Annotated in this window: 16 protein-coding genes; 1 reads left to right on the top strand and 15 read right to left on the bottom strand. The window is 41.0% G+C overall.

Annotated features, from left to right (window positions below; translation table 11 throughout):
• Positions 1 to 9 precede the first annotated feature (9 nt).
• From lepB to A0128_RS05640, 12 genes are all read right to left on the bottom strand, one after another.
• Positions 10 to 1,041, bottom strand: a complete 1,032-nt coding sequence (gene lepB / locus A0128_RS05700) for a signal peptidase I (protein ID WP_069606622.1) — start codon at positions 1,039 to 1,041, stop codon at positions 10 to 12.
• A gap of 94 nt (positions 1,042 to 1,135) precedes the next feature.
• Positions 1,136 to 1,897 (bottom strand): alpha/beta hydrolase family protein, encoded by a 762-nt coding sequence (locus A0128_RS05695; protein WP_069606621.1) that lies wholly within the window; start codon positions 1,895 to 1,897, stop codon positions 1,136 to 1,138.
• 96 nt (positions 1,898 to 1,993) lie between these two features.
• The gene (locus A0128_RS05690) at positions 1,994 to 2,875 is read right to left on the bottom strand and encodes a mechanosensitive ion channel domain-containing protein (RefSeq protein ID WP_069606620.1); all 882 of its coding nucleotides are present in this window, start codon (positions 2,873 to 2,875) and stop codon (positions 1,994 to 1,996) included.
• Complete coding sequence (gene aroB / locus A0128_RS05685; protein WP_069606619.1) at positions 2,872 to 3,966, bottom strand: 3-dehydroquinate synthase; 1,095 nt, start codon at positions 3,964 to 3,966, stop codon at positions 2,872 to 2,874. Before aroB ends, A0128_RS05690 begins: the two co-directional genes overlap by 4 nt.
• A complete protein-coding gene (locus A0128_RS05680; protein ID WP_069606618.1) occupies positions 3,963 to 4,427 on the bottom strand; it encodes an NUDIX domain-containing protein in 465 nt (154 codons plus the stop codon). Before A0128_RS05680 ends, aroB begins: the two co-directional genes overlap by 4 nt.
• Before the next feature lie 60 nt (positions 4,428 to 4,487).
• Complete coding sequence (rnc, locus tag A0128_RS05675; RefSeq protein WP_069606617.1) at positions 4,488 to 5,231, bottom strand: ribonuclease III; 744 nt, start codon at positions 5,229 to 5,231, stop codon at positions 4,488 to 4,490.
• Positions 5,232 to 5,285: 54 nt separating this feature from the next.
• Complete coding sequence (acpP, locus tag A0128_RS05670; RefSeq protein WP_000753030.1) at positions 5,286 to 5,519, bottom strand: acyl carrier protein; 234 nt, start codon at positions 5,517 to 5,519, stop codon at positions 5,286 to 5,288.
• A 561-nt stretch (positions 5,520 to 6,080) separates the two neighbouring features.
• Positions 6,081 to 6,845: a 3-oxoacyl-[acyl-carrier-protein] reductase gene (fabG, locus tag A0128_RS05660; RefSeq protein ID WP_069606615.1), complete on the bottom strand. Its 765-nt coding sequence runs from the start codon at positions 6,843 to 6,845 to the stop codon at positions 6,081 to 6,083.
• Positions 6,846 to 7,362: 517 nt separating this feature from the next.
• Complete coding sequence (locus A0128_RS05655) at positions 7,363 to 8,655, bottom strand: circularly permuted ATPgrasp domain protein (protein WP_069606614.1); 1,293 nt, start codon at positions 8,653 to 8,655, stop codon at positions 7,363 to 7,365.
• 25 nt (positions 8,656 to 8,680) lie between these two features.
• Complete coding sequence (arsB, locus tag A0128_RS05650) at positions 8,681 to 9,724, bottom strand: ACR3 family arsenite efflux transporter (RefSeq protein WP_069606613.1); 1,044 nt, start codon at positions 9,722 to 9,724, stop codon at positions 8,681 to 8,683.
• The gene (locus A0128_RS05645) at positions 9,717 to 10,160 is read right to left on the bottom strand and encodes an arsenate reductase ArsC (protein ID WP_069606612.1); all 444 of its coding nucleotides are present in this window, start codon (positions 10,158 to 10,160) and stop codon (positions 9,717 to 9,719) included. The genes arsB and A0128_RS05645 overlap by 8 nt, the downstream gene beginning before the upstream one ends.
• Entirely contained in the window at positions 10,160 to 10,504 is a 345-nt protein-coding gene (locus tag A0128_RS05640; protein ID WP_069606611.1) for an ArsR/SmtB family transcription factor, read from the bottom strand. The genes A0128_RS05645 and A0128_RS05640 overlap by 1 nt, the downstream gene beginning before the upstream one ends.
• A 69-nt stretch (positions 10,505 to 10,573) precedes the next feature.
• Here A0128_RS05640 and arsN2 point away from each other — a divergent pair, with 69 nt between their 5' ends.
• Positions 10,574 to 11,008, top strand: a complete 435-nt coding sequence (arsN2, locus tag A0128_RS05635; RefSeq protein ID WP_069606610.1) for an arsenic resistance N-acetyltransferase ArsN2 — start codon at positions 10,574 to 10,576, stop codon at positions 11,006 to 11,008.
• Between the two features lie 10 nt (positions 11,009 to 11,018).
• Here the strand turns inward: arsN2 and A0128_RS05630 are convergent, their stop codons facing one another.
• From A0128_RS05630 to A0128_RS05625, 3 genes are all read right to left on the bottom strand, one after another.
• On the bottom strand, positions 11,019 to 11,564 hold the full coding sequence (locus tag A0128_RS05630; protein ID WP_069606609.1) for a hypothetical protein: 546 nt from the start codon (positions 11,562 to 11,564) through the stop codon (positions 11,019 to 11,021).
• Between the two features lie 38 nt (positions 11,565 to 11,602).
• Entirely contained in the window at positions 11,603 to 11,770 is a 168-nt protein-coding gene (locus tag A0128_RS22020) for a hypothetical protein (RefSeq protein WP_156781777.1), read from the bottom strand.
• Between the two features lie 226 nt (positions 11,771 to 11,996).
• Entirely contained in the window at positions 11,997 to 12,407 is a 411-nt protein-coding gene (locus A0128_RS05625; RefSeq protein WP_069609146.1) for an acyl-CoA thioesterase, read from the bottom strand.
• Positions 12,408 to 12,490: the final 83 nt, after the last annotated feature.

Below are 12,490 nucleotides of genomic sequence, written 5' to 3'. Positions count from 1 at the left end.
AATACTAATTCACTTTTTCACCGCTGCATTATCAAAACCTAAATAACTCCAGCGAATATTTCCAAGCATTAGAATTTTATAAAATCGTTTTACGGAGCAAAAATAATCCTGATCTCCCTCGCAGATTTTCGTGGGGACCTTGTCTTGATTGGAAGATAAATACGTAAAAGCGAATTTTCCGATCAACTGATCAAAACGAATCGGACCGAGCATTCTTGAATCGATGGAACCGTCTCGGTTGTCTCCCACGAGAAAGAGCTCGTCTTCAGCGAGTTTCACCTTCGAAAAGTAGACTAGGCCCGAATTGGATTTTGATTCCAAAATCGGAACGAGACGATCTCCGAGGGCTTCTATCAGGACGATTCGTTCCTGCGAATCCAAGCCGGAGCGAAAGTCTCCGCTTCTCTTTTCCGATCTTTCTTGCGGAATTTTTTCTCCGTTCACAAGGATTCGAGTCACTTCGAAACGATCCGTCGTCCTTTCCTCGACGACCGAAATACTTTCTCCGGGAAGACCTACGATTCTACCAAGCGACTGACGTCCTGATTCTTCGTTTCGAAAAGCTACGATATCGCCTCGTTTTAACTCTTTCTTATAAAACAATTCCGTAATATAGAAAAAATCATTCACGTTTACGCTCGGAATCATTCCGGAGGAAAGTTGAACCTTTCCTTTTAGAATTCTGTCTTTTACAAGTTCGTCGGTTGCGATTCCGAAAAACAAAAGAAAAAGAACGCTCACCGGCAAAAACCAATACGGAGAAGGAAAACGCCCGGAACTCAAAGATAACTTTTTTGCTTCGGAAACGAGACTCGCAAAAATGAGAATCCCCCAATTTGTCAAAAGGGCGAAGACAAGAAAGAATAACGCAGCTTTCCCCGAACGGTTTTCAAAAAGGATATAAGTAAAAACGGAAACGAGCAACCCCGCAAACAAAGTATATCCGTAGAAGATCCAAAAAAACAGACGGTCTTTTAAATAATAAAAACCAAAGGGTGGAAAGATCAAATTTAAGAATATTCCGATGACTTTTCGTTTCATACGTCGTTACTTCCGAGCAGTTATTTCCTTCGAGAGATCAATCCAAAAATCATACTAAAATTCTAAAATAAAAACGAGTTTGAAAGAATCGGTTTTAATTCGCGATAAAAAATCGATGAATCTCATTCCAATACTTTTTTACGATCCAATCCGTACTCAGATGTCCGCCCTTTTTCAGAAGTTTGAGCTTGATCTTTGTCAGATCGGCAAAACTCTTAACAACTCCCGCAGGGATATAAGGATCGTCCATCGCGTGAAACATACGAATCTTATTCGGATTTAATTCCTTTGCGTGAAAGATCGGATTGAAAAATTTACCGTCGTAAAGTTTTTTCCAGTTCTTTTCCGAAAGACGATACGCGTTTCCAAAAGTATCCTTCAGATAAGAAACATAGTTTGGGTTTGCGGTCTCGGCGGATTCTTCTTCTTTTAAAATTTTCCAATCCACGACGGGACAATTTGCGATCACCTTTTTAACTCGAGAATCCAAGGAAGACAGAAGCGCCGTCGCTCCTCCAAAACTCCCGCCGATCACAAAAATTTCGGACGGAAATAGATCAAAACTCTGATAAAAAGAATTCTCTTTAATTTTTTTGGAAGAAAGGACTTCATCGATGATATTCAAAATATCGAGGTGTGGAGAATTCTTTAAAAATTCTCCATCGCTTTCCCAGGCGCCGCGATATCTCGGATAGATCACCCAATATCCTTTTGAAGAAAGAAATTCAACAAGGCCTTGCTTTTTTGGAATCGAAGGCATTCCGTCGCAGAGAAGGATCAATCTTTGTGTTTTGATCTTTCGTTTCGGAGGCAGAAATTCTGCTACGATCTCCTTTTGAAATCTGGTTCTATACATGGGTTTTCTTTTTAACGTCGGTTTAAAAATTCTCGGAGCGAACCCGAGGACAAAAGAATACTCATTTTCTTTGACGCGACAAAAATGTCCCGAATATTATAATATTCTTATACCCGGGAAGAGTTTGAATTCCTTCAAGATCGTATGAGCGATTTTTGTTTTCATATCCCTTCTTTCGCGAACGTGAGTCAGATAACGAAGGGAAAAAAGAATCCCGCCTTCTTCGAGAGAAAGATAGACGATCGGAGAAGTTTTACCGAGACGAACCAGATAGTTTTTAGAAAGTTCCTGAAGTGTGTATTCGATTTCTTCCTGATCGATCACGGCGTTGTTTTGAATGATTCCATTTAAAAGTTCTTCCGCTTTTTCAAAATCGGAATCGTAAGGAATTTTGATTCTCATCTCGTCCCAGACGTAGTTCATCTTGTCCTTTACGACGACGATGGGCTTCAAGATGACGTAGTGATTCGGGAAGTGAACGAGACGATTTGTGGATTGATCCGACTTAGGGTCCGAAGAAATTTCCATGAGAGTAAAACGATTCATCCCGATATTGATCACGTCCCCTCGAACGCTTTCGATTTCGATTCTATCACCGACCTCAAAGCCGTTACTTCCGTGAATAAAAAACCAACCCACGTAGTTGAGAGTGATGTCCTTCAGAGAAATCACGATCCCCGCTCCCGCAAGGCCCATCACCGTTGGAAGATAAGAAAGCCCGGAGAAAACGACGGGAAGAAGAATGATCAATCCCACGATGACAAAGGACATCCGAGCCATCTTTCTTCGATTGTAACGCGCGGTTACGTCTATCGTAGGTCGAAAAAAATCCAGAACGAAAAGAATCACTCGATAAGAAACAATCAGAAAGAAAATAAAATAAACGACCAGGATCAATTCTTCCGCAAGACTTCTCTCCTTCACTTTTAGAAGGATCAAAGGATTGATTGATTTAAAAAAATCGAATTCGAAATTCATCCAAGACCTTTTTGTTTTCGAATGTTTAAGATGATATCTCGGGAATCTACGGGAATATCATAAACGGGGGAACCCGGTTTTTCCAAAAGGACAAAACGGATCGAACCGCCTACGTTCTTTTTATCGTGAAGCATGTGTTTGGCGAGTTCTTTCGATTTCAATTTTGTCTGAAACGGAAGCTGATAGTTTTTTAAGGACTCGACAGTTTCTTTCGTAGTGACCGGATCCAAACCGGATTTTTCCTCGCTGATCAAAAGTGCGGTAACAAGTCCGATCGCGACCGCTTCTCCGTGAGAATATTTTTTATACTTCGTAACTGACTCGATCGCGTGCGCGGTAGTATGTCCTAAGTTGAGAATTTTTCGAAGACCAGTTTCCTTTTCGTCGCTCGAAACGACTGAAGCCTTAAAACGAACCGACTCCGCGATCATATAAGGAAGAACGGGAGAATCTACATTCAAATCTTGGAATGAATGTGCTTTTACTTTTTCCCAGTATTCTCCGCCGGAAAGAAGAGAATGTTTGATAATCTCGGCCTGACCGCATCTCCATTCCCGATCCGGAAGTGTGGAAAGAGCGAACAAAGGTGCGAATACAAATTCGGGCTGATAAAAAGAACCGATCATATTCTTACCGAGATCCGCGTTGACCGCGACCTTTCCTCCCACCGAAGAATCCACACAAGCGAGAAGAGTTGTGGGAATCTGAACAAAACGAATTCCACGCAGATAAGTGGAAGCGATAAAACCCGCGAAGTCGCCGACCACTCCGCCTCCGAACGCAAGAATCAAAGACTTACGATCGGCTCCGTGTTTGATGAGTTGATTGTAGACGTCTCCGGTCTTTTCGATATGTTTTGCTTTTTCTCCGCCCTTGATATAGATCTCTTGAAAACGAATTCCCAGAGGCAAGAGTTCTTTCTCTAAATATTTTGTGTAGATAGAATGGATCGATCTTTCCGTGATCAAGAAGATCGAAGTAACTCCGGGAAGTTTTGCGATCTCTTCCGATAAACCGCTAAGGTCCGTGTGAAGTTGAACGGGAATCATCTTGTGTTCCGTGTTCACTTGTATAGTTTCGATGTGACTCATTTTTTTTCTGATACCCAGGTGCTTTTGATAAAGGGCGCCGGACTCAAATCTCCTTCAAAGAGAAAGGTTTTGATATCGGGTCTTAGATCCATTTCTCGAACCGCGGCCGGACTAAAATATCCAAAGCCGGTAATCGCCTTTTCGTTGAGATTGAGTTCGGGAACTTCCTTTTTTACGTTCACTAAAAATACGAGTTGGATGAGATGTCTTTTTCCGCCGGGTTCTATGGATTCGTTTAAAAGTAAAAACGAGGCCGACTTCATTTCCAAAGAAAGTTCCTCTTTCAATTCTCTTTTGAGAGCGTCTTCGGCGCTTTCGCTAAACTCGATTCCACCGCCCGGCAAAAGCCAATAATAAGAACCTTTTTTCTTTTGCTGAATGAGAAGGATTTCATTTTGAGAATTGAATATAAGAGCAGCGACCCTTACTCGCAATCCCTTCTTTTTAAAGAAAAAATCCATACTATCTTGATTGTCGTCCTTTCATTCGTTGAATCTTGATTTGGCGAGGAACGTTTTCTTCTAAGACCCTCTTTTAATTCGATTGTAAAGTTCTTTTGCTGCGTTTTGTTCCGCGGCCTTTTTACTCACTCCGGTGCCGCTTGCTTCCCACTGATCACGGATTCGAACGGAAACTTGAAAGACCTTCGCGTGATCGGGACCGGATTCTCCTTTCATGCGATAAACGGGAAGAACCTTGAAATTTTTCTGAGCGTATTCTTGGAGTTGAGTTTTATAATCTCTGACAGATTCTTCTTTTTCAGGATTTTCCGCAAATTCTATTAAGTGTTTCAATATGAATTTTTCGGAAGCCTCAAATCCGAGATCCAAATAGATCGCGCCGACCAAAGATTCAAAAAGATTCGCTGAAAGTTTTCGACGTCCCTTTCCCTGAGAACTCGCTTCTCCTTTTCCCAAAAGAAGATACTCGGAAAGACCCAGCTTCTCCGAGATGGTGTTTAGAATCGGCGTAGAGACGATTCTCGACTTAATTCGAGATAATTCTCCCTCTGCGGCTCTGGGATAGTTTTGAAAGAGAAAACGCGCCGCTACGAGACCGAGGACGGAATCTCCGAGGAACTCCAGACGTTCGTTGTCCTCCGGAATTTCCAGATTCTCATTTTTATAAGAACTGTGTATGAATGCGGTATTATAAAATTCTAGATTGGAAAATTTGATTCCGATTTTTTTGGAAAGTTTCTGTAGAGTTTTGACCCGCTCGGGGTTTTTGAGTGAAGAAGGAGATTGTGATTTTTTAAAGATCAAAGGAGGGAAAAAAGAATTCCGAGTTCCGTGAAGAACCCGGAAAGTCTCAAACGATTAGGACTTGAGGTTGTCGATGAACTTTGTTACGTCACCAACAGTTTGAATTTTCTCAGCGTCTTCGTCAGAGATTTCGATACCGAATTCTTCTTCGAGAGCCATTACTAATTCAACTGTGTCCAGAGAATCTGCACCGAGGTCGTCAATAAAATGAGCCTCAGGTGTAACTTCAGATTCATCCACTCCAAGTTGTTCTACGATGATAGATTTAACTTTTTCAAAGTCTGCCATTGTTTCCTCCGTACCACATTTTGTGGTATGATGATTTTTTGTTAGATTTAGTCAGGTGGATATAAAATCCACCGAATTTTATAGATTTAATTCCGAAAATATTTGGCAAGCCAATATACTTTTTTTCAGAAAAAAACTCCCTTAAATTATGATTCGGTTTCGTTTTTCAAATCGGATTTTTCAATTCAAAAAGATCGGATGTATCGCAGGAAAAAATTCATAAGAATCCGGTCTCATGGATTCGAGTGTAATTCATTGATCGCGATTTCATCGGGTCACTTAGAATGCCCGGAGTTGTTCTTTAAATCCATTCTACGATAAAAAGAAGGCGTGGATTTTGATAAGAGCTTGTCTCATTAGAATCACATTCAAAGAAAAAGCGTTCCTCGTTTTGAATTTTATTCCCAAAAGGAATTCTAAAAAAGTAAAAAGTTGAATTTAAGTACGGAGAGGTAAGAAGAATTGAGTGAGAATTCTTTTTTTTCGAACGAATTAAAGGAAATAAAAAAATGAGAGATTCTTCCACTCCGATTTCGGAATGGAAGAACATTTCTTAAATGATTATTCGGTTACGCCTGGAAGAAATCCTCCGCCGTTCACTTCTATCACCTGACCGGTGATGAAAGAAGAGATGTCGGAAGCTAAGAATGCGATGGTGTTCGCGATATCTTCCGGAAGTCCGGCTCTTTTCAGGGGAATTGCGGCAACCATTGCGTGTCTGATTTTTTCAGGAATTGCATCGGTCATTTCAGTGGCGATAAAACCCGGAGCGATCGCATTACAACGAACCTTACGAGACGCCATTTCCAGTGCGACTGCTTTTGTAAATCCGATCACACCCGCTTTCGAAGCCGAGTAATTGGTTTGTCCTACGTTACCGTTCACACCCGCGATCGAAGAAAGGTTGATGATGGATCCGCCGTTCGGATTCTTCATCATATATTTGACAGCGGCTTGCGTGCAGTTAAAAGTTCCGGTTAAGTTTACGGCGATAACCGCGTCCCACTGTTCTTTTTTCATTCTCATAAGAAGAGTGTCTTTTGTGATTCCCGCATTGTTTACGAGAATATCAACGGAACCGAATTCTTCCACGCAGGCTTTGATGGCACTTGCCGCAGATTCCGAATCCGCTACGTTGGTTCCTACTCCGATGGCTTTTACACCGGTTTGTTTTGCGATTTCTTCCGCAGTTGCCTTACTGGATTCTTCATTGAGGTCTGCGATAACAATATTGGCTCCTGCTTTTGCAAGAACGAGGGCTGTGGATTTTCCGATTCCGCGTGCGGCTCCGGTGATAACAGCGTTTTTACCTTTTAAATCGATCATAATTCTTTCCTTTCGGGTGCTCTGCGGCTAAGGTATTTTGCTCAAATACCGGGTCAAGGGAGTTTTCCAGCTTTTGAGACTATGAGACAGAACGAACGTTCTGCTTTGGTCGGAATTCATTTCAGGACTTTGGAAAGATGAGTTTTATTGTGAGATTTAGAAAAGTAGGAACTCACACTTTTCGAGAATACGGAAGAAATTCGATTCAATTTGATTCGAGATATTCTGAAGTTTTTAAGAATGTGGGAACTCCCCTCTTTTGCTTAACAAGGAATCAGTCTTGATCGGTTCTTGTCGGAACTCCGACAAAATCCTCAGTAAAAGTCGCGCGCCCCACCCTGATCTTGGGTGGAGGAGGCGGGTCCGCGGGACAAAAGCGAGAGACTTTCCTATATCATAAAATTATCATTTTGCAAGTAGAAAAGCCCTCTCTCACTTTTTGTGGGAACTCCTACAAACAACCTCTCAAGAATCGTTTAGAGTCTCCTACTTTACTGGAAGGTAAAAGGATATCAGTTTAGGCAACGGAGGATTCCATACCAAGAACATAAACGGGAGAAAAACCGCCGCCCGGAGTTCTAAAATTAGTCGTCTGTCCTTGATACAAACGCGCGGCCAAAAGTAGGATCTCCTCCTGATAAACATAGGTCCGAAGATCCATCTTATAAGGAACTTTCTCCCCATCCTTAAGGAGAATCCTTTCCGAAGGAAGAACGATCTCTTGAAAGATATTATCTCCTTCTAAGATTTCTTGAAACGTTCCTTTGGTAAGTTTATCTCCTCTGTAAGCGGCCTTACTTCCATAGCCGCCCGACGCGGGTTTAAAAAAGAATTTCTTTCTCTCCTTCCAGAGTTCTTCCGAATTTTCTTTTTTTACGATTCCGGTCAGAGGAATCGACTGGGCCAAAATCGTGAGATCCGACTCTTCCACACCGGCCTCGCGTAGGAACTCCTCCTTTTTCCAAAGAACCAAATTCGTCTTCTTTGCGTAAAGTTCGTAATCAAGAGGATTCGGAGTTACGACCGTCTTTTCCTGTTCCCAAGAAGACCGAATCTTTTGATTCTCCAATTCTGAAAGATAAAAATCAGTAAGACGATTATAAATGAGATCCACTTTCTTCCCTTCGAAGAAAAGAGAACCGTCTTCATCCAACGTCAAAGACTCGGGTTCTACGATCTCGCAAGGAATTCCCTTGGATAAAAACATTTCTCGGAACAAAAGAAACTCCGGATAAAGAAACTGCTCCTTCGGACTTTTGTCTACGATCGCAACAAATGTAGGAACTCCCTCTTTTCCGGTGGATCTCCATTCTTCCAAAAAAGACTCAAAGAATCGCTTTTCGATCGCCAAAATTTCTTCCGGACTCGCAAGAGCCTCCCTCACCTCCGGACAACATTCTTTCTGAGCTTCCACGAGTTTTGTCTGTAAAAAGGCGCCGCCCGCGTTCGTGTTGATTTCAATCAACTTCGGACCGTCTTCTGCGAGATGAAAATCAAAACTCAAAAAAACTCCACCCTTGGAAAAACGTCCTTTCAAGTTCTCCGGAAATTCTTTAAGAATTTCCTTTCTCACCTTTTCGTTTTTAAGAATTTTCTGAATTACTTGAATTGTCTTTTGAATCTTTGTAAAATCACTCGGATCCAAAAAGGAGGCGCTGGAAGCGAAGAATCGATCCGTCAAAGACGCAAGATCCGAATTCTCCGCGTTCATAGAAGCCCTTATCTTTTCAACAAAGCTCTTATCCAAAACTTCCTTTTCGATCGTAATACACTGACATTCTCTGTTAAATAATTTTGAAACGGTCGTCATCTTAGGCTTCCTTTACTGCTGGACTTTAAAACCATCGTTTCCTCATTTCAAGAGCGGCTCTTACAAGAAGAATTAAGGCAGGAACCTCCACAAGAGGACCAATCACGCCCGCAAAGGCTTGGCCGCTCGAAATGCCGAAAACTCCGATGGCGACCGCGATCGCGAGCTCGAAATTATTTCCGGCGGAAGTAAAGGCGATCGATGCGGTTTTAGAATATTCAACTTTCATGATTTTTCCTATCCAAAAACTGACAAAGAACATCAGAATAAAATAGATCAATAAAGGAATACTAATGATCAGAACATCGAAAGGAATTTCAAAAATCAAATTTCCTTTTAAACTGAACATAAAGAAGATCGTAAACAAAAGCGAAATCAATGTGATCGGAGAAATGGTTGGAATAAATTTTTTATCATACCAAGTCTTACCTTTCAAACGAATCAAAATGACTCGGCTTAAAATCGCAGCAAAAAAAGGAATCCCTAGATATATAAAAACGCTTTCCGTAACTTGCCCGATTGTAAGATTGATTTCAGTTCCGGAAAATCCTAAATAGGGAGGTAAAACCGAAATAAAAAAGTATGCGTATATACTATAGAAGAATATCTGAAAGATACTGTTGAGAGCAACGAGACCGGCGGCGTAATCACGACTTCCTTCACTCAGCTCGTTCCAGACGATGACCATCGCGATACATCTTGCCAGTCCGATCAAAATAAGTCCGATTCTATATTCGGGATAATCCTTTAAAAAGAACATCGCTAAACCGAACATCAACAAAGGTCCTACGACCCAGTTTAAAAAAAGGGAAATCACAAGAACTTTTACGTTGGAAAAAACTTCCCTCATTCTTTCGAATTGAACCTTTGCAAGAGGAGGATACATCATCAGGATCAGACCGAATGCCAAAGGTAGATTCGTAGTTCCGATCGAAAGACGACTAAATCCGGCCTCAACACCCGGAATCAATTTTCCAAAAAGAACTCCTCCTCCCATCGCAAGAAAAATCCAGAGAGTAAGATAGCGATCCACAAAACTCAATTTTGATTTTGTCAGAGTTTCAATCATTTGTAGCCACGGAGTCCAGTTTTAATTCTTCGATCCAGTTTTGTGAATAGAGACAAATCATCTCGCGAACCTTTCTAAATTCTTCTAAAATTTCCTCTTCTGTTCCTTTTGCTTTCGCGGGATCCGGAAAGTTATGATGAAACCTCACAGCTTTGGAAGGAAAGTAAGGACAATTCTCTTTCGCGTGATCGCAGACAGTGAGAATATAATCGAATTCTATATTTTTGTATTCGTCGATATGATTGGATGTATGATTCGAAATATCGATTCCGACTTCCTTCATCGTCTGAATCGCTCTTGGATTCACTCCGTGTGTTTCGATTCCCGCGCTGTAAATGACGGCGCGATTGCCGGTAAAGTAGCGTAACCAACCTTCCGCGATTTGACTTCTACAGCTATTCCCAGTACAGAGTACGAGTATATTCGGCTTTTTCATTAACAACAATTCTCACTTTGTGATTCTTTAGATTGATTTAAACTTTCAAAAAACGAATTCAATTCTTCCTGAAATTTCTTCACTCTGGACCAGTTGATACAATAGCAGGACTTATTTCCTTCCACCTCGCCCTTGATAAGTCCGATCTCTTTTAATTCTTTGAGATGTTGAGAAACGGTCGCCTGAGCTAAAGGAAGCACTTCCACAATTTCGCCGCAGATACATTCGTTCTTTTCGGCGATCGTCTGCAAAATCGATAAGCGGGCCGGGTGCGCAAAGGCCTTCGCAAATTCAGCAAGAAGGATCGTGTCTTTCGTAAATTTCACTTTTTTGTTGACGACCATATTCTTTATCGTAATTATACGATAAAGAAGTCAAGAATCTTCTTTTGAATTTTAGAAAAAGGGAACTCCGTGTCTAAGTTGGATTTTTTCTTTCATCCGAATTTTGAGAATGTTTTGAACCTTCTTCAAGACAATGCTCTTCCGATAGAAGATCTCAAAACTCAGGATCTAAATAATTTTATCGGCTACGGGGACGAATCCGAACTCGGAGCGATCGTTGGTTTGGAGCTACGCGGGGAATCCGCGTTGTTGCGTTCCTTTGCTGTAAAGGATTCGATTCGAAAACAAGGAATCGGAACTCAACTGGTTCATAAAATCGAAGAGCGGGCCCGCCTCTTACAAGTAAAAAAATTATTTCTTATAACTACAACGGCCCGAAAATTTTTTCTAAGACTGGGATATCAGGAGATCGAAAGAGATTCTCTTCCGAGAGAAATCAGAGGAACCGAAGAGTTTACGACGCTTTGTCCGACGAGCTCTTCGATTCTTATGAAAATACTTTAAACAAAAGAATTCAGTTCAAAGAAGAATCCGAAACTTTCTGCTGCGCAAGAATTGCCTTTATCCAAAAGATATTCCAGATGATTCTAACGATCGTTTTTACAATCGCAAAAAGAAACAAAGAGGCCGAAAGGATCTGTTGCACTTCGGATTGAATTTTCTCAACTCCCCCGAGATGATCCGCCTCTAATTCCGCGGTCGTTTTCCAAAACATCTTGTAAAAGAAAAGAATCCAATTCGAAATCGAAAATAGCTCCGAAGCAAGAACCAGAAAAACCAAAATTCCGGAAAAAATCAAAATTCTTCGATCGATTCTTTTATCCAAAATCAAAAGACCGTCGATGGACGCAAAGTAGAGAAATGAAAATGTCGAGATCCCGAGAGATAAATTGACGGGATTGAATTTTTCCGGATTTTCAGGATCTCCTACAATTCCCAAAAAACGATTCATAGAAAGTCCGATCAGATAAGTCAGAAAGACAAAAACCAAATCTAAACCGATGATTTTGCCGGTATTTTTCGCCGCGCCGTTTTGTTCTTCGTTTGTTTTATGATTCATACGTTCAGTAATTATGCTCTACTCTCATTATTGTAAAATCAGCGCTCTTCTTCAGAAGACGGAATACATTTTCTCTTTTTTAGTATCTCAAGAATCTCTTCCATCGCTTTTGCGTAGGTCGTATTTTTTTGAGCTTCCTTATCCGCGTAGTCATGCTCATACAAAGTTGCCAAAAGGGCCTCGACGAAACCTTCTTCGTCTTTCAAGTTTTAGTCCCGGAAACCGACTACATCATTCTACAATTGAAACTTCTTTTTTTGAGTCCTTTATTTCAGATGGAATATTCTATTTTTCTAAATCTTCTTAACAAAGAAAGAATTCGCGTTCTCGAGATTTAATACGATGAAGCTGGACGGATCTCTTAGAATATTTTGTACAAAATGGATCCTGAATTCCATTTTTAGAATTCAGAACGTCGCAGCACAAAGCACGTTATCCGAAATGGGACTGAATTTTTTGAAAAATAGGATCCGGCCAATCGGTTAAACTTTTTGTTTCAACGGAAGCGAAACCTAAAAGAAAATCTGCTGAACAACGTTTTTCATTTTTGCAGAAGCCGGTGATTTGCAAAAGCACGTTGTTCTTTCTCAAACGTTTGACGCGGAGTTGAAAGTTGAGGTGATCGCCGAGAAAAGAAGTTTTCGAAAACTTAGCTACAATTTTCATCGCGGGAATTCCAAACCCCTGCTCCACCACCATTTTGGAAAAACTAAAATCCAAAGCCTGATCAAACCAATCTTCGATAACTTCCGTAAATAGATTAAAATATTGGGGAGTAAAGACCACTCCGCCTGGATCGCAGTGCTGGAATCGAATCAGTTTATTTACTTGGAAAATGCTCATAGGTGGGCCAAAAGAAATTGTAGAATAGAAATCGTATCGAAAATCCATCTTTTCAGAAACCAGATTCTGAACCCACAAGTTGT

Source organism: Leptospira tipperaryensis (genome assembly GCF_001729245.1).
In the GTDB taxonomy this organism is placed as follows: Bacteria; Spirochaetota; Leptospiria; order Leptospirales; family Leptospiraceae; genus Leptospira; species Leptospira tipperaryensis.
Note: the sequence above shows the minus strand (reverse complement) of the source record. Positions and strands in the feature narration are given on the sequence as shown.

Bases quoted from the DNA above. Each gene is read 5' to 3' on its own strand.
- lepB (WP_069606622.1), bottom strand. From the start codon at position 1,041: ATGAAACGAAAAGTCATCGGAATATTCTTAAATTTGATCTTTCCACCC.
- A0128_RS05695 (WP_069606621.1), bottom strand. From the start codon at position 1,897: ATGTATAGAACCAGATTTCAAAAGGAGATCGTAGCAGAATTTCTGCCT.
- A0128_RS05690 (WP_069606620.1), bottom strand. From the start codon at position 2,875: ATGAATTTCGAATTCGATTTTTTTAAATCAATCAATCCTTTGATCCTT.
- aroB (WP_069606619.1), bottom strand. From the start codon at position 3,966: ATGAGTCACATCGAAACTATACAAGTGAACACGGAACACAAGATGATT.
- A0128_RS05680 (WP_069606618.1), bottom strand. From the start codon at position 4,427: ATGGATTTTTTCTTTAAAAAGAAGGGATTGCGAGTAAGGGTCGCTGCT.
- acpP (WP_000753030.1), bottom strand. From the start codon at position 5,519: ATGGCAGACTTTGAAAAAGTTAAATCTATCATCGTAGAACAACTTGGA.
- fabG (WP_069606615.1), bottom strand. From the start codon at position 6,845: ATGATCGATTTAAAAGGTAAAAACGCTGTTATCACCGGAGCCGCACGC.
- A0128_RS05655 (WP_069606614.1), bottom strand. From the start codon at position 8,655: ATGACGACCGTTTCAAAATTATTTAACAGAGAATGTCAGTGTATTACG.
- arsB (WP_069606613.1), bottom strand. From the start codon at position 9,724: ATGATTGAAACTCTGACAAAATCAAAATTGAGTTTTGTGGATCGCTAT.
- A0128_RS05645 (WP_069606612.1), bottom strand. From the start codon at position 10,160: ATGAAAAAGCCGAATATACTCGTACTCTGTACTGGGAATAGCTGTAGA.
- A0128_RS05640 (WP_069606611.1), bottom strand. From the start codon at position 10,504: ATGGTCGTCAACAAAAAAGTGAAATTTACGAAAGACACGATCCTTCTT.
- A0128_RS05630 (WP_069606609.1), bottom strand. From the start codon at position 11,564: ATGAATCATAAAACAAACGAAGAACAAAACGGCGCGGCGAAAAATACC.
- A0128_RS05625 (WP_069609146.1), bottom strand. From the start codon at position 12,407: ATGAGCATTTTCCAAGTAAATAAACTGATTCGATTCCAGCACTGCGAT.